General features: G+C 68.4%; 16 protein-coding genes and 1 pseudogene. 12 read left to right on the forward strand and 5 right to left on the reverse strand.

Translation table 11 applies throughout. The features are described from left to right. Positions 1-15 precede the first annotated feature (15 nt). Positions 16-1,251, forward strand: a complete 1,236-nt coding sequence (locus ACWCO2_RS00365) for an acyl-CoA dehydrogenase family protein (protein WP_450125514.1) — start codon at positions 16-18, stop codon at positions 1,249-1,251. Between the two features lie 58 nt (positions 1,252-1,309). Beyond that, positions 1,310-2,050 carry a GntR family transcriptional regulator gene (locus ACWCO2_RS00370; protein WP_450125515.1) on the forward strand — a complete coding sequence of 247 codons (741 nt, stop codon included), beginning with the start codon at positions 1,310-1,312 and terminating at the stop codon, positions 2,048-2,050. A gap of 2 nt (positions 2,051-2,052) precedes the next feature. Here ACWCO2_RS00370 and ACWCO2_RS00375 read toward each other — a convergent pair whose 3' ends face one another. Next, positions 2,053-3,333 carry an MFS transporter gene (locus ACWCO2_RS00375; protein ID WP_450125516.1) on the reverse strand — a complete coding sequence of 427 codons (1,281 nt, stop codon included), beginning with the start codon at positions 3,331-3,333 and terminating at the stop codon, positions 2,053-2,055. Positions 3,334-3,721: 388 nt separating this feature from the next. Between ACWCO2_RS00375 and ACWCO2_RS00380 the strand changes: the two genes are divergently transcribed. Next, positions 3,722-4,078, forward strand: coding sequence for a cupredoxin domain-containing protein (locus ACWCO2_RS00380; protein ID WP_450125517.1), 357 nt, complete (start codon positions 3,722-3,724; stop codon positions 4,076-4,078). Here ACWCO2_RS00380 and ACWCO2_RS00385 read toward each other — a convergent pair. Then, positions 4,060-5,295, reverse strand: a complete 1,236-nt coding sequence (locus ACWCO2_RS00385; RefSeq protein ID WP_450125518.1) for an FAD-dependent monooxygenase — start codon at positions 5,293-5,295, stop codon at positions 4,060-4,062. The genes ACWCO2_RS00380 and ACWCO2_RS00385 overlap by 19 nt on opposite strands. A gap of 140 nt (positions 5,296-5,435) precedes the next feature. Between ACWCO2_RS00385 and ACWCO2_RS00390 the strand changes: the two genes are divergently transcribed. Both ACWCO2_RS00390 and ACWCO2_RS00395 read left to right on the forward strand, forming a co-directional pair. Continuing rightward, positions 5,436-5,996: a hypothetical protein gene (locus ACWCO2_RS00390; protein WP_450125519.1), complete on the forward strand. Its 561-nt coding sequence runs from the start codon at positions 5,436-5,438 to the stop codon at positions 5,994-5,996. Then, positions 5,963-6,184: pseudogene (locus ACWCO2_RS00395) on the forward strand (response regulator transcription factor); the annotation flags it as partial. The gene ACWCO2_RS00390 and the pseudogene ACWCO2_RS00395, both read left to right, overlap by 34 nt. A 4-nt stretch (positions 6,185-6,188) precedes the next feature. On the opposite strand, the gene ACWCO2_RS00400 reads toward ACWCO2_RS00395, so the two are convergent. Beyond that, positions 6,189-6,653: an ester cyclase gene (locus ACWCO2_RS00400; RefSeq protein ID WP_450125520.1), complete on the reverse strand. Its 465-nt coding sequence runs from the start codon at positions 6,651-6,653 to the stop codon at positions 6,189-6,191. 225 nt (positions 6,654-6,878) lie between these two features. Here ACWCO2_RS00400 and ACWCO2_RS00405 point away from each other — a divergent pair, with 225 nt between their 5' ends. The 3 genes from ACWCO2_RS00405 to ACWCO2_RS00415 all read left to right on the forward strand — a co-directional run bounded on the left by ACWCO2_RS00405 (position 6,879) and on the right by ACWCO2_RS00415 (position 8,428). Further along, positions 6,879-7,094 (forward strand): hypothetical protein, encoded by a 216-nt coding sequence (locus ACWCO2_RS00405; RefSeq protein ID WP_450125521.1) that lies wholly within the window; start codon positions 6,879-6,881, stop codon positions 7,092-7,094. Positions 7,095-7,110: 16 nt separating this feature from the next. Next, a complete protein-coding gene (locus ACWCO2_RS00410) occupies positions 7,111-7,353 on the forward strand; it encodes a hypothetical protein (protein WP_450125522.1) in 243 nt (80 codons plus the stop codon). Positions 7,354-7,453: 100 nt separating this feature from the next. Beyond that, entirely contained in the window at positions 7,454-8,428 is a 975-nt protein-coding gene (locus ACWCO2_RS00415; RefSeq protein WP_450125523.1) for a zinc-binding dehydrogenase, read from the forward strand. Between the two features lie 10 nt (positions 8,429-8,438). Here the strand turns inward: ACWCO2_RS00415 and ACWCO2_RS00420 are convergent, their stop codons facing one another. After that, positions 8,439-9,206 (reverse strand): CoA-transferase subunit beta, encoded by a 768-nt coding sequence (locus ACWCO2_RS00420; protein WP_450125524.1) that lies wholly within the window; start codon positions 9,204-9,206, stop codon positions 8,439-8,441. A 20-nt stretch (positions 9,207-9,226) separates the two neighbouring features. Beyond that, complete coding sequence (locus tag ACWCO2_RS00425) at positions 9,227-10,198, reverse strand: CoA transferase subunit A (protein ID WP_450125525.1); 972 nt, start codon at positions 10,196-10,198, stop codon at positions 9,227-9,229. A gap of 131 nt (positions 10,199-10,329) precedes the next feature. On the opposite strand from ACWCO2_RS00425, the gene ACWCO2_RS00430 reads away from it, so the two are divergent. From ACWCO2_RS00430 to ACWCO2_RS00445, 4 genes are all read left to right on the forward strand, one after another. After that, positions 10,330-11,229: a LysR family transcriptional regulator gene (locus ACWCO2_RS00430; protein WP_450125526.1), complete on the forward strand. Its 900-nt coding sequence runs from the start codon at positions 10,330-10,332 to the stop codon at positions 11,227-11,229. Positions 11,230-11,485: 256 nt separating this feature from the next. Then, positions 11,486-12,817, forward strand: coding sequence for an MFS transporter (locus tag ACWCO2_RS00435; RefSeq protein ID WP_450125527.1), 1,332 nt, complete (start codon positions 11,486-11,488; stop codon positions 12,815-12,817). A 55-nt stretch (positions 12,818-12,872) separates the two neighbouring features. After that, positions 12,873-13,163 carry a hypothetical protein gene (locus ACWCO2_RS00440; RefSeq protein ID WP_450125528.1) on the forward strand — a complete coding sequence of 97 codons (291 nt, stop codon included), beginning with the start codon at positions 12,873-12,875 and terminating at the stop codon, positions 13,161-13,163. Further along, on the forward strand, positions 13,099-14,265 hold the full coding sequence (locus tag ACWCO2_RS00445; protein WP_450125529.1) for an RNA-guided endonuclease InsQ/TnpB family protein: 1,167 nt from the start codon (positions 13,099-13,101) through the stop codon (positions 14,263-14,265). Before ACWCO2_RS00440 ends, ACWCO2_RS00445 begins: the two co-directional genes overlap by 65 nt. The last annotated feature ends 112 nt before the right edge of the window (positions 14,266-14,377 follow it).

Genomic DNA, 14,377 nt, shown 5'->3' on the forward strand with positions numbered 1-14,377 from the left:
TCCAATTTCCATTGAATGTGCGCGGCACCGAGAGAAGGGCACTGCGGAGTGAGCACATTGGACATCCTTGGTGAGGACGAGAAGCTTGCCGTGGCAACGGTTCGGGACTTCGTCGACAAGTCCGTCAAGCCGGTGGTGCAGGAACTCGAGCACACCAACACCTACCCGGAAGCCCTCATCGAGCAGATGAAGGAGTTGGGCATCTTCGGGCTGGCCATCCCGGAGGAGCACGGCGGCACCCCGGTCTCCACCCCCTGCTACGTGCTCATCGTCGAGGAACTGGCCCGCGGCTGGATGAGCCTGGCCGGCGCGATGGGCGGGCACAGCGTGGTGTCCAAACTGCTGCTGAACTTCGGCACCGAGGAGCAGAAGCGCCGGTACCTGCCGAAGATGGCCACCGGTGAGATCCGCGCGACGATGGCGCTCACCGAACCGGGCGGCGGCTCGGACCTGCAAGCGATGACCACGACCGCTCGCCGAGATGAAGGGGGCACCTCCCGCTCGAGCGAAGCCGAGAGTGGGGGAGGGTACGTGATCAACGGTGCCAAGACCTGGATCACCAACTCCCGCCGCTCCCAGCTGATCGCGCTGCTGTGCAAGACCGACCCGGACGCGCAGCCCGCGCACAAGGGCATCTCGATCATCCTGGTCGAGCACGGACCAGGCCTGACGGTCTCCCGAGACCTGCCCAAACTCGGCTACAAGGGAGTCGAGAGCTGCGAGCTGTCCTTCAACGACTACCGCGCGCCGGTGACCGCCGTGCTCGGTGGAACGGAGGGCAAGGGCTTCGCGCAGATGATGAAAGGCCTGGAAACCGGCCGGATCCAGGTCGCCTCCCGCGCGCTCGGCGTGGGCAAGGCCGCGCTGGACGACGCGCTGCGCTACGCCCAGGAACGGGAGAGCTTCGGCCAGCCGATCTGGCAGCACCAGTCGGTGGGCAACTACCTGGCGGACATGGCCACCAAGCTCACCGCCGCCCGCCAGCTGACCTTGCACGCGGCGCGCGAGTACGACGCGGGACGCCGGGTGGACATGGAAGCGGGCATGGCCAAGCTGTTCGCCTCCGAGGTCGCCATGGAGATCGCGCTCAACGCGGTGCGCATCCACGGCGGCTACGGCTACTCCACGGAGTTCGACGTGGAACGCTACTTCCGCGACGCACCGCTGATGATCGTCGGCGAGGGCACCAACGAGATCCAGCGCAACGTGATCGCCGCTCAACTCGTCAAACGCGGTGGCCTCGACGGCTGAAGATCGGGCTCCGAGCGGTTCCGCTACGGTCGGAGGCGAAAAGTCGGGAGGTGATGACGTGGCGGACGGCCGGGAGAGCGCGTACCTGCGCCTGGCGCGCGAGTTGCGGTCGGCGATCCTGCAGCACGACTACCCGGAGGGCAAGCGGCTGCCCACCGAGGCCGAGCTCGCCGAGAGCAACCGCGTCAGCCGCCAGACGGTGCGCCGCGCTTTCCAGGACCTCGTCGCGGAGGGCATGGTCTACCGGATCCCGGGCCGCGGTACCTTCGCTGCGCCCCGCGAGGAGCAGTACCTGCGCCAGTTCGGCTCCATTGACGACCTGATGGGGCTGTCCATCGACACCACGATGCAGCTGCTCACCCCGTTGCACCGCAAGGTCGACCTCGACGCCGCCGGGCGGCTCCGGCTGGCCGCCGACCGGGTGCACGTGCTGGAGTTCCTGCGCCTGCACGACGACGTGCCGTTCTGCCTGACCACCGTGTTCCTGCCGCCCGAGGTGGGCAAGCTGGTCGAGTCGGTGCCCGAGCTGACCGAGGTCGGCGCCCGCAGCCGGCTGACCATCATCGGACTGCTCGACGACCGGCTGACCGACCCCATCGCGGAGGCGGAGCAGAGCATCACCGTCGGTACCGCGACGCCCGAGATCGCCGAGCAGCTCGGCTGCGAACCGGACCGGTCCCTGCTGCGCATCGACCGCATGTACCAATCCACGACAGGGCGGCCCGTCGAACTGGCGGTCAGCCATTTCCTGCCCGAGCACTACTCCTACCGAGTCCGCCTGCGCCGCAACGTCCGCTGAGCTCAGCTGGCGTCGGTGGCGGGGATCTCGGTCGGTTCAGGAGGGCGGTCCGGCGAGCGCACCGGCAGCATCGCGATCAGCCCGACCAGCAGGATGATGACGATGCCGCCCATCCCAGCGCGCTGGCTGCCGAAGATGGCGATGAAACCGCTGAAGGCCAGCGGACCCAGGAAGCTCACCGCGCGTCCAGTGGTGGCGTAGAGGCCGAACACCTCGCCCTCCTTGCCCGGTGTGGCGATGCGCGCCAGGAACGTACGGCTGGCCGACTGCGTTGGGCCGAGGAAGATCGCCAGCGTCAGCCCGCACACCCAGAACGCGGCCTTGCCGGATGGCAGCACCAGCAGCAGACCACCGACCAGCACCAGGCCGAACAGCGCCGCGACGATGACCGTCTTCGGCCCGAACCGGTCGTCGGCCCGGCCGCCCAGGAAAGCGCCGAGCCCGGCCACCAGGTTCGCCGAGATCGCGAAGACCACCACCTCGCTGGGGCTGAACCCGAAGGTGCCCGCGGCGATCACCCCGCCGAAGGTGAAGATCGCCGCCAGCCCGTCCCGGTAGATCGCGCTGGCCACCAGGAACCCCAGCGTGCGCCGCTCCTCGCGCCACATCCACGCCAGCCGCTTGCCGAGCACGACGTAGCTGCTCAGCAGGGCGTGGCGCACCTGCTCGCCGGAGGACGGGGCCTCGGGCACGAAGGCGAACAGCGGCAGCGCGAACACCGCGAACCACACCGCGGCGAACAGCGCGACGACGCGGATGTTGAGCCCGTCGTCCGCGGTCACCCCGAACAGGCCGATGGCGGGCTGCACGAACCCGATCAGCACGATCACCAGTGCGATGAGCCCGCCGAAGTAGCCCATGCCCCAGCCGAACCCGGAGATGCGCCCGATCGTCGCCGGGGTCGAGACCTGCAGCAGCATCGCGTTGTAGTTCACCGTGGCGAACTCGGAGAACACGCTGGCCGTGGCCAACAGCACCAGGCCCAGCATCAGGAACGACGGCTCCTTCTGGACGAAGAACAACCCTGCAGTGCAAACGATCACTAGGCCGGTGTGCACCGCCAGCCACAGCTTGCGCCGCCCGCCGGCATCGCTGCGCTGACCGGTCACCGGCGCCACCAGCGCGATGCACACCCCGGCGATGGTCAGCGCCACGCCGAGCGCCTTCGATCCGCTCTCCGGATCGACGGCGACGCCCTCGGTCAAGTACACGGTGAATACGAACGTCAAGATGACGGTGTTGAACGCTGCGGAGCCCCAGTCCCACAGCGCCCAGCTGAACACCGCTCGCCCTCGCCGATGGACCGTCGACGGGGCACCCGTAGCCACACCCACGTCAGGATCACACCAGCCCGCTACCGGGACAGCCAGTTGAAACTGCCCGTCCGAGCGGTTCGGGACCCCGCTGGGGCGACGCGGACGCGTGCGCCCCGCGCGCCACCACGCGGCGCTCCGGCAAGAGTCCGCACAGCTGCGCCACGCTCCCCACCGACCTCACCGGACACCACCCGGAGGAGCGGCGGTCCTACCCTGGATCCGCACTCTCACCTGGGCCGGAACGCCGCGGCGCGTCCGGTCCGATGCGGAATCCGAGGGGGGTCGGATCATGCAGGTCGAGAAGAAAGCGAACAGGTTTTCCACAGTTCGGCGGTGCTTCGGGATTCTGTCCGGAGTGATCGCCCTGATGGCCGCGCTGTGCGCCGGTGCGACCACGGCAGCCGCTGCGCAGCCGGCGCAGACCGGCTTTGGGCCGCCGCGGGTGGTGCCGGTCGGGATGGTCGAGTTCGCGCTGCTGCAGCCCGCCTGGTTCCCGCCGGGCCGCTACACGTTCCACGCGATCAACGAGGGACGCGCCGTGCACGTCCTGGAGATCAACGGGCCTGGCGTCAACAACGCGAAGACACCGGTGGTCCAGCCCGGCAACGCCGCTGACCTGACGGTGACCCTGGTGCCGGGCGTGTACGACTTCTGGTGCCCGGTCGGCGACCACCGGCAGGAGGGGATGCAGCTCTACGTCAGGGTCGGCTGACCCCGCTGCCACGACTCACCGCGCCGCCGCGCGCGCAACCACCGCAACCCGAGATCGAAGATCCGTAAAGTGTTGCGGACCAACGGTTTCTGCGTCAACCGATGCATCTGGTAGCGCCACGGTGGTTGCAGTCCGCAGCGCGAGGACATCGCGAAGCAGAAGTCGATCGCGTCTCGGTCGGCGTAGCGGTCGATGCTCTCGAACCAAGCCATGCTGGAGCGCGCGGCGGCCTGCGCCATGCGCATCGCGGCGTGCCCCTCGCCGTCGAACTCCTTGAGCGCGTTGCCGGTCTGCTCGTTCTCCTGCAGCTTCTCGGCGAGCACCACCGCGTCGATCATGGCCAGCCTGGTGCCCGAACCGATGGTGAAGTGCGTGGTGTGCGCGGCGTCGCCGATCAGCACCGCGTTGCCGTGCCGCCAGGTCTGGTTGTAGACCTGCGTGAAGCGCTGCCAGGTCGCGGGTTTGCCGCGCGCCGCGCTGATCAGCGCGTGCCCGGCCAGGTGCTCGTCGAAGATCTCCTCCAGCAACCGGGTGGTGGCCTTGTCGTCGAGCTGGTCGAAGCCGAGCGCCCGCCAGGTCTCCTCCTGGCACTCGACGATGAAGGTGCTGATCCCGGAGCTGGAGGGGTAGGCGTGGAACCAGATCCAGCCGTGCGGGGTTTGCTCGTAGCCGAAGGTGAACTTGTCGAACACCCGGTCGGTGCCCAGCCAGAGGTAGGGGTTGTTCCCCTGGTGCAGCTCGGTGCCGAACTGGTCGGCGTAGCGCTGCCGGTTGCGGCTGTTTGCGCCGTCGGCGATCACCACCAGGTCGGCGTCGGCGAACTCGGCGATGTCGTCCACCGCCCGTTCGAACTGCACGTCCACTCCGACGTCGACGGCGCGCTGGACGAGGACGTCCAGCAGCACTGCCCGGTTCACGCTGAACCCGTACCCGGTGAGGTAGGCGCGCCCGCCCCGCATGGCCACGACCTGGTCCTGCCACACCGTCGACGCGGCGCGGATCCGCTGCGCGCTCTCCCGGTCGTTGATGTAGAGGGTGTCGAGCAGGTCGTCCCAGTACACGACGCCCCAGCCGTAGGTGGCGCCCGGCGGATCGCGTTCGATGACAGCGATCTCGTGCCCGGCGTCGCGCAGCTTCGCGGAGATGGCGAAGTAGAGACCGGCGGGTCCGGCCCCGATGCACACGATCTTCATGGAGTCCCCCGGTAGCGGGTGCATGACTCCTTGCGTTGTACCCCGTACGGCTGCCCGCCGAACCTGCCTGAATGCTCTTGCACAAAGCCCGGAGATCCGTTCCGCCTCACCCTGCGCTGCGGGCCCGCACCGTGCCGAGCTGGGTCAGGTGCAGGTTAAAGCGCTTGCTGTGGTCGCGGATGTCGGTCTTCGCCGGTGGCGTGGACCTCGCTGCGGTCGAGCACGTCTGCAGCGGAACCGGGCTCGGCCGGGAGCGCGTCCTGGAGCTGATGGCGGCGCTGGTGGACAAGTCGATCCTCACCCGCGAGCACGTGCCCGCCGGAACCACCCGCTACCGGCTGCTGGCGACGGTCCGCGAGTACGGCCTCAGCCTGCTGGCGGAGGACGAGCGGACGCGGTTGCGCCAGCTGAACCAGGCCTGCTACCTCGACCTGGCGGAGCGGGGTGCGCGCGACTGGTTCGGGCCGGACCAGCTCCAGTGGCGCGCCCGGATCGCCGCCGAGCACGACAACCTGCGGTCCGCCCTGGAGTTCTGCGCGACGCGGCCGGGCCAGGTGCAGGTAGGTCTCCGCCTCGCAGGTGCGCTGTGGTTCTACTGGACGGCCTGCGGGCTGATCGCGGAGGGCAGGCAGTGGCTAGACCGCCTGCTGGCTTGGCGGCGGCGGTTCGGGAAAAGCCCCGACCGGCGCCGAGTCCCGCCCGGGAACCGCGCCGGGGTCCGCTGACACGCCGGGAGCTCCAGGTCGCCGAAGCCGTCGCGCAGGGGTTGTCGAACAAGGAGATCGCGGCTCAGTTGGTGATCAGCCAGCGAACTGCGGAAGCGCATGTCGAGCACATCCTGACCAAGCTCGACTTCGGTTCGCGCACGCAGATCGCCACGTGGGTCGCCGCCGGGCAGGACGCGACCGCCTAGCGGTTCACCTCGGTGCCAAACCGATCCCGGCCGGGGCGTTCTCCTCCTCGCGCATCTGGCGCAGCACGGTCTCGTTGTCGAAGTAGATGCGCTCCGCCAGCAGCTTCCCGGGCTTCTCCGGCCGGAAGATGTACACGGCGGCCAGCTCGAATGACACCCGTCGCCCCGCCGGTTGCGCGTCGCAGTACTCGCCCTGGTGCGTCCCGTCGATGGTCACCTCCCGCACGGAGGCGCCGAGGGAGTCGTACTCGGCGTTCACCGTGATCGGGAAGTCCGGGATGGCGCTGTCCAGGAGCTGGTAGAAGTCCTGCACCCCCGCGTACCGGGTGCTCAGCGGGACGACGTCGTAGAACGCGTGCTCGTGCTGGATGAAGGTGCCGAACACGCGCGGCCAGTTGTGCGCGTTCTCCGCTTCGATGTGCTCGGTGATCGTGCTGCGCTGGGCCTCGATCCGCTGCGCTTCGCGCATCGCCGTGGCAGCCCCCCTGCTTTGCCCGGCTGCAGCTCGCCTTCCGCGTCCGAGATTGCTCGCCGAGCCCGATCCCGGACGGCTACGACGGGGAACCGCGACGCTCCAGAGGCTAAAGTCCCTAAATACGTATGTCCGTACGTAGTCCTCCCGTGGTCGCCGGGGAAGCTGGGGACCAGTCTGGAACGGCACAGACGACCAGACGACCCCAGGACCCGACCAGCGATGCACCCCTCCCGACAGCCCGAAACCCGCTCCCCCCACTCCGCTCCCCGCCCACCGCACGTGTACCGGAACCTGTTCATGGGCACGTGGATCTGCGATCAGCACGGCACCAGGGCCAACCCCGGCCCGGACAGCGCCCGCACAGTGCACCGGACCCACTTCGACGCGGTGCGAGCCGCAGTCGGCGTGATCCCCGCGCAGCGGTTCGCCGCGTGAGACCCGGAGGAGAGCCGTGCTTCTGAACCGCTGCACCACCGAGGAACTAGACGACCGCGCTCGGCGCGCCGAACACCAGCTCAACCTCGCCCGCCAAGCGCGGCAGTGGCACCTCGCCGAGCGCTACCGCCACGAAATGCGCGCGGTGGCGGCGGAATGCGAACGACGCGCCACCGACCCCACCGACCCCGCTGAACCGGCCGGAACCCGCAGGACCAGGGCGATGCTTCGCACCGAAGTCGGCCTGTCCGCTGCGTGACCGCTCGCTGCCGAGGTCGACGTGTCCGGGCCCGGGGGGCCTGCATGAATTCGCGTGGACGGGTTGACCTCCAGTGAAGTGGAGAGTGGAAGCTCGTCGCATGCGAGTTGTGCGAGTGAGCGACTTCGGTGGTCCGGAGGTCTTGGTGCCCGCGCAGGCGCCGGAGCCGGTGGCCGGTCCGGGGCAAGTCGTGATCGACGTGGTGGTGGCCGCCATCGACTTCGTGCAGACCCAGTTGCGGCGCGGCTTCACGCCGGGGCCGCCGCTTCCGGAACTGCCGTACGTGCCGGGCGCGACGGTTGCGGGCACGGTGCGCTCGGTCGGGGCAGACGTCGAGCAGAGTTGGGTGGGACGTCGAGTGGTCACCCACACCGCGGACGGTCTTGGCGGCAACGCCGAGCGGGCGGTGGCCGAGGCAGCAGCGCTGATCCCCGTTCCGGATGGGCTCGGGCTGCCGGTGGCGGCGGCGTTGCAGGACGACGGCGCGACCGCGCTGGGGCTGATGGACCGAGCCGGGATCAAGCCGGGGGAGTGGGTTCTGGTCGAGGCGGCCGGCGGTGGGCTCGGCAGTCTGCTGGTGCAGCTGGCACGGGCGGCCGGCGCACACGTCATCGGCGCCGCGCGAGGTGAGCGCAAGGGTGAGCTGGTGAGGTCGCTCGGCGCGGAGCTGGTCGTGGACTACTCGGTGCCCGGCTGGACGGACCAGGTGCTGGCGGCCACCGGCGGCCGGGGAGTCGATCTGGTCTTCGACGGCGTCGGCGGCGCGCTCGGCCAGGAGGCCTTCGAGACAGTGGCCCGCGGTGGCCGCTTCTCGATCCACGGCGCTTCCAGCGGGTCCGTCAGCCAGATCGATGCCGCGCAGGCGCAGCAGCGCGACGTCGAGGTGATCGGGGCCGACCAGCTCTTCGCGCTCCACTCGGGCACGCGGGAGCGAGTTGAGCGGGCGCTTTCCCTCGCCGCGCGGGAAGAACTGGCCCCGACCATCGGTCAGACGTTCCCGCTGGAACGGGCTGCTGACGCGCACGCGGCGATGGAAACCCGTTCCGTCACCGGGAAAACACTCTTGACCACGTAACAGTCCCGCGTCAGCGCAGGTAGACCCGATCCGGGTCGACGTCGTCGCGCAGCAGGCGGAGTTCGGCTTCGGTGGGCGGTTCGACGATGATCAGGTCGTCGGCGACCGCGAGGTCCCAGCCAGTGGCCTCGCGGACCTGCTCGACCGTCACCCCGGGGTGGGTGGCGACCAGGCGCAGCTCCTCGCCGAGGCCGTCGCGGGCCAGGATGCCGAGGTCGGTGATCACCCGCGTGACTCCCGCGCCGCGTGGCCGGATTCCGTCGCGCAGCGCGCGGTCCGGTCCGGGGGAGGTGCAGAAGTCCAGTTCGGACAGGAACGAGCGCGGGTCGTGGCGGCGCATCACCACGAACACCTCGCGGGAGTTGGCCATCACCTCCATCGCACCGCCCGAACCGGGCAGCCGCACCTTCGGCGCGTGCCAGTCGCCGATCACCGAGGAGTTCAGGTTGCCCCAGCGGTCGATCTGGGCCGCCCCGAGGAAACCGACGTCGATGCGCCCGCCCTGCAGCACGTACCCGAACAGCGCGGGCATCGACAGCACCGCCTCGGAGTCGGTGATCAGCACCGAGTCCGCGATGGTCTCCGGCAGGTGCGAGGGGTGCGCGCCGCAGACCCCCGATTCGTAGACGATCTCGATGTCGGGTGCGACGGTCAGCTGTGCCAGCGACACCGCCAGCGTGGGCAGGCCGATCCCGGCGAACACGGTGTTCTTCCCGGCCAGCTCGCGCGAGGCGACCGCGGCGAGCAGTTCGGAGGACGTGGTGGTTGTCTCGGGCATCTCGATTCCTCCTGCGGGCTTCACAGCCGACGTCCGTAGTTGACCGGCTCGCTCCACGCCTCTCCGACCGACAGCCGTTCCCGGGCCTCGGATCCCAGTTTGGCCAGGTACTCGGCGTGGTCGGCGGTGCCGCGGATCCACTCGTCGAGCCACTGCTGCAGCCGCTCGGGATCCTTGCTGATGCGCGACCAGCTGCGGTAGAAGTCGCCGTCGCGGTCGTAGTAGCCCTGCGCGAAGGCCGGGTGCGCGCCGCGCGGGCACTCGACTACCGCGTCCACCGCGTGCGCCGGGATGACCGTGCGGTTCGGGTCGGAGCGGATCACCTCGTCGGCCACGACTTCCTCGACGACCACGATCGCCTTGTGCGCGGCGTAAACGGCCTCGGCCTGGATGCCGGTAAGGCCCCAGATCTGGGTGTTGCCCGCCCGGTCCGCGCGCTGCGCGTGGACGATCGTGACGTCCGGGTTCAGCGGCGGCACCACGTAGATCTGCTCCTCGCCGCCGTCCGGGCCGGGGTAGGGCGAGGTGACCTTGCGGATGTCGGGGTTGATCGTCGGCACGTCGCTGCCGGCGTAGGAGCGCAGCGGGTAGAACGGCAGTCGCTGGGCACCGGCCAGGTAGCGGCAGATCATGCCGTAGTGGCTGTACTCCTCGTACTCCAGCGGCTCGGGCTGCCCGGTCTCGATGCGACGGCGCAGCTCACCGAGCGAGCCGGCGGTGGAGTTGCCGACGAACGACGACACCAGCCTGCGCACGCAGCCACCGGCGATCAGCTGGTCGGTGACGATGTCAGCGGTCATCCGCGCCACCGTGAGGTTCCGGATCCCCTGCCGGATGATCTCGTGCCCCGCGGCAGTCGGGATCAGGTGCGTGAAGCCCTCCATCGACACGGTGGCCCCGTCGGTGACGTGAGCGGCGATCGCCTCCCGCATCGTCGCGGTCTTGTCCGGCCTGCGGACCGGCGGTTTCGACTCGTCGACCGGGTTGTGCATCGGCGGGGCTCCTCGGTGTTCGATTCGGCTCGAACTCACGCTGCCAGCCCTCATTGATAGCTGTCCAATACTGAATTAGTGTCGGATCAAGAGCATTAGTCAATGAATTCGCCGGACAATCGAGGGTCACCGTGGAGCTTCGTTACCTGACCGCGTTCGTCGCCGTCGCCGAGGAACTGCACTTCGGGCGAGCGGCCAAGCGGTTGCAGATGGCGCAGCCGCCGTTGAGCCAGCAGATCCGGCAGCTGGAACGCGAACTCGGCGTGCAGCTCTTCGACCGCAACACCAGATCGGTCCGGCTGACCAGCGCGGGTGAGTCGTTTCTGGAACCCGCCCGCGCGGTTCTCGACGACGTCGACACCGCGGTGCGAGCGGCCAAAGCGGCCGGGCGCGGCGAGTACGGCCGGGTCACCGTCGGTTTTGCCGGGGCCTCCAGCCACGAATCACTACCGCTGCTGACCCGCGCGGTGCGCGCCGCGCATCCAGGCCTGGACCTGGTGATGCTCGGGCAGACCTACGCCAACGTCGCGCTGGCCAAGGTCGCCGACGGCTCGCTCGACCTCGGCTTCGTCCGGCTCCCGGTCAACCAGCCCGGTGTCCAGACCAGGGTGATCGAGGTGGAGGAGCTGATCTGCGCGCTGCCCACCGACCACCCGCTGGCCCAGCAGGACCGCATCCGCATCGAGCAGCTCGCCGACGAACCGTTCGTCAGCTTCCCGGCCAACGCCGGATCCACCTTGCGCGACGCGCTGGTCAAGGCGTGCGTGTCAGCGGGGTTCAACCCGCGAGTCGTCCAGGAAGCACCGGACTCCTACACGATCCTCGCCCTGGTGGCGGCGGGCGTCGGCGTCACGCTGACCCTGACTTCCTGCCAGCACATACAGCAAACCGGTTTGGTGTACCGACCGCTGGTGGGCGAGCCGATCCGGATGCACGCGGCGCTCGCCTGGCGCACCGACAACAGCTCGGCGGCCCTGCGCACGGTTCTGGACATCGCCGAGGAAGCCCTCCCCACCCCGGCTCAGCCCTGAGCGGTTCGGCGCGGAGTGTCAGTTGTGCCTAGAACTGACCGGACATTCCGCGCGAGTCGGGTGCCAGTTTTAGGCAAAGCTGTCGCCTCTGGTGACCAGGGACGACTCCGCTGATTGATAAGAACTGCGTCTCACTGTCGCACTGATTCTGTATTGGACAGTCTTGGTGCGAGGTGACACGGTTGCCCCCATCACATCTCGGGGACGTGAGCGCCTGCTGAGCGCTCACCGGCACCGAAGCTTCAAGGGAGAATGCATGGGTGCGATCAGCGCGCGCGAGCAGAGCCGCACGGCCAACCGCGCCGGGATCGGAGCCTTCATCGGCTCGACCATCGAGTGGTTCGACTTCTACATCTACGGCACGGCGTCGGCCTTGGTCTTCGACAAGGTCTTCTTCCCGGAGCTCGACGGTGCGGTCGGCACCCTGGTGGCGTTCGCGACGTTCTGGGTCGGGTTCCTGGCCCGCCCGCTCGGCGGCATCATCTTCGGCCACATCGGTGACCGGTTGGGGCGGAAGAAGACCCTGGTCATCACGCTGCTGATGATGGGCATCGCGACCACCCTGATCGGCCTGCTGCCGGGCTACGCCCAGATCGGCGTGTGGGCGCCGATCCTGCTGGTGGTCATCCGCATGGTCCAGGGCATCGGCCTCGGCGGCGAGTGGGGCGGCTCGGTGCTGATCGCCTCCGAGCACGCGCCCAAGGGCAAGTCGATCCTCTACGGCGCTTTCGCCCAGCAGGGCTCGCCGGTCGGCAACACCTTGAGCACGCTGAGCTTCCTGGCCATCAGCCAACTTCCGGACGAAGCGTTCCTGGGCTGGGGCTGGCGCGTCCCGTTCCTGGCTTCCGCGCTGCTGGTACTGGTGGGCCTGTTCATTCGGCTGCGGGTCACCGAGTCGCCGGCGATGGCCAACCTGATCGAGAGCAAGAAGGTCGCCAAGTTGCCGGTCTGGGAGGTCGTGCGCTCGCACCCGACGCTGCTCCTGCTGGGCATCGGCGCCTGCACGATCGGCCTGTCGGCCACCTACTTCAAGTCGACGTTCGCGCTGTCCTGGGCCACCAGCACCCTGGAGTTCGACAAGAGCTCGTTCCTGACGATCATCCTCGTCGCCAACATCGTGCAGATCATCGCCCAGCCCTTCGGCGCGGTCATCGCCACCAGAATGCGCAGCTGGTCCCGCGCGGTGACGATCATGCTGCTGCCCGAGGTGGTGCTGCTGCCGGTGATGTTCCTGCTGATCGGCACCAACGACTACGGTCTGGCGATGTTCGGCGTGGCCATCGCGACCATCCCGCACTGCCTGTACTACGCGGCGCTGGCGGGCATGCTTGCCAGCCGCTTCCCGGCGCACGTCCGCTACACCGGCATCTCGCTGTGCTACCAGCTCTGCGGCACGATCCTCGGCGGCACGACACCGATCGTGGGCCAGTTCCTGCTGAACCTGTCGGGTTCGATCACGACGGTGATCGTCTACGCGATCTTCCAGGTCCTGCTGACCCTGGGCTGCATGCTGCTGTTCCTGCGCCGCCCGAACTACGACGACCGCGCGACCACCGAGGACTCCCGCACCGAAGCCGTGCCGGCCTGACCCGAACCGGCGCGGCTCCCTGAGCAGGGGAGCCGCGCCGTTCCTGGAGGTTTCGATGGAGAACCCGCGTTGGGTGCGTCGCCCGGAGAGATCCAACTGGCGTGACTTCGGTCCGGACGACAACCTCGGACGGCTCAACCTGATCACCCCAGAGAAGGTTCGCGAAGGCGTCGCCGAGGTCGTCGAAGGCCGGAGCTTCTGCCTGAGCCTGCCGCTGGACCTGCCCGGTGGAACTGCGTTGAACCCCAACAGGTTTCCGCCGGTGTTGCGCCCGAACCTGCGTGCTGGGCAGGTCAACTTCAACTTCGCGATGGATCGCCATCCGGGCATGCCGGGATGCCTATGAAGCGGGGGAGAAAATCCCTTCTGCGGCGGAGTTGTCGAAGCGGTTGATCACCGAGGCGAAGAACACCGCGGACCGTGGATGGTTGAGCGGGGTGTCGGCGGTGGTGTTGCAGCAGGCGCTTCGGGACGCTGATCGGGCACACAAAAATTTCTTCGACTCGCTGAGCGGGAAACGTGCGGGTCGCAAGGTGGGTGTCCCCCGGTTCAAGAGCAAGCGTGACCGGCGTCAAGCGGTGCGTTTCACCGCTAACGCCAGGTGGTCGGTTACCTCGGGCGGCAAACTGCGGCTGCCGAAGATCGGTGATGTGCCGGTGCGGTGGTCCCGTGCTCTGCCGTCGACGCCATCGAGTGTGACCGTGGTCAAGGATGCCGCGGGGCGGTACTTCGCGTCGTTCGTCGTCGACACCAATCCCGAACCCATCGACACCGATGCTCCAGAGCTCGGTGTCGATCTGGGCCTAGGTCAATTCGCGGTGCTGTCGGACGGTACGAAGATCAGCGCTCCGAAGTTCCTTCGTAACGCTGAAAAGAAGGTCAAACGGGCACAGCGAGACCTCGCTCGTAAGGAGAGGGGCAGTAAGAACAAGGACAAGGCCAAGATCAAGGTGGCCCGCGGTCACGCGCGAGTCGCCGATGCGCGCTGCGATTTCCACCACCAGCTTTCCACTCGGCTGATTCGCGAGAACCAAGCGATCGCGGTGGAAGACCTGGCGGTCTCGGGACTAGCGCGCACTCGCTTGGCCAAGTCCGTGCACGATTCCGGGTGGTCGGCGTTTGTGGGGATGTTGGAGTACAAAGCGGCGCTGTACGGGCGGAAGGTGGTTCGGATCGGCCGGTTCGAACCGACTTCTCAGGTGTGCTCGAACTGCGGCAGCAAAGACGGACCCAAACCGCTGCACATCCGCACTTGGCAATGCTCAGCGTGTGGGGCGCACTTGGATCGGGACGTGAATGCGGCGGTGAACGTCGCCAAGGCCGCCGGACTGGCGGTGACAGCCTGTGGAGCGCATGTAAGACCCGAACCAGTTCGGGCTGAGCGCGGCGAAGCAGGAACCCACCGAGGCGACCTGGCGGTGCGAAGCCCGTGCCGCCAGGCGTGGTAGGAGTCAGCGGCGTTCAGGCCGGTGAGGAAGTCAAACGGTGATCATGATGTTCTGGGCAGCCTGATCTGCGTCGCCGCGGTCCTGCTGTGCGGATTGCGCGGCCGACCAACTG

The sequence above is a fragment of the Saccharopolyspora sp. NPDC002376 genome (assembly GCF_053593195.1).

Bases quoted from the DNA above. Each gene is read 5' to 3' on its own strand.
- ACWCO2_RS00365 (WP_450125514.1), top strand. From the start codon at position 16: ATGTGCGCGGCACCGAGAGAAGGGCACTGCGGAGTGAGCACATTGGAC.
- ACWCO2_RS00385 (WP_450125518.1), bottom strand. From the start codon at position 5,295: ATGCACCCGCTACCGGGGGACTCCATGAAGATCGTGTGCATCGGGGCC.
- ACWCO2_RS00400 (WP_450125520.1), bottom strand. From the start codon at position 6,653: ATGCGCGAAGCGCAGCGGATCGAGGCCCAGCGCAGCACGATCACCGAG.
- ACWCO2_RS00405 (WP_450125521.1), top strand. From the start codon at position 6,879: ATGCACCCCTCCCGACAGCCCGAAACCCGCTCCCCCCACTCCGCTCCC.
- ACWCO2_RS00415 (WP_450125523.1), top strand. From the start codon at position 7,454: ATGCGAGTTGTGCGAGTGAGCGACTTCGGTGGTCCGGAGGTCTTGGTG.
- ACWCO2_RS00420 (WP_450125524.1), bottom strand. From the start codon at position 9,206: ATGCCCGAGACAACCACCACGTCCTCCGAACTGCTCGCCGCGGTCGCC.
- ACWCO2_RS00425 (WP_450125525.1), bottom strand. From the start codon at position 10,198: ATGCACAACCCGGTCGACGAGTCGAAACCGCCGGTCCGCAGGCCGGAC.
- ACWCO2_RS00435 (WP_450125527.1), top strand. From the start codon at position 11,486: ATGGGTGCGATCAGCGCGCGCGAGCAGAGCCGCACGGCCAACCGCGCC.
- ACWCO2_RS00440 (WP_450125528.1), top strand. From the start codon at position 12,873: ATGGAGAACCCGCGTTGGGTGCGTCGCCCGGAGAGATCCAACTGGCGT.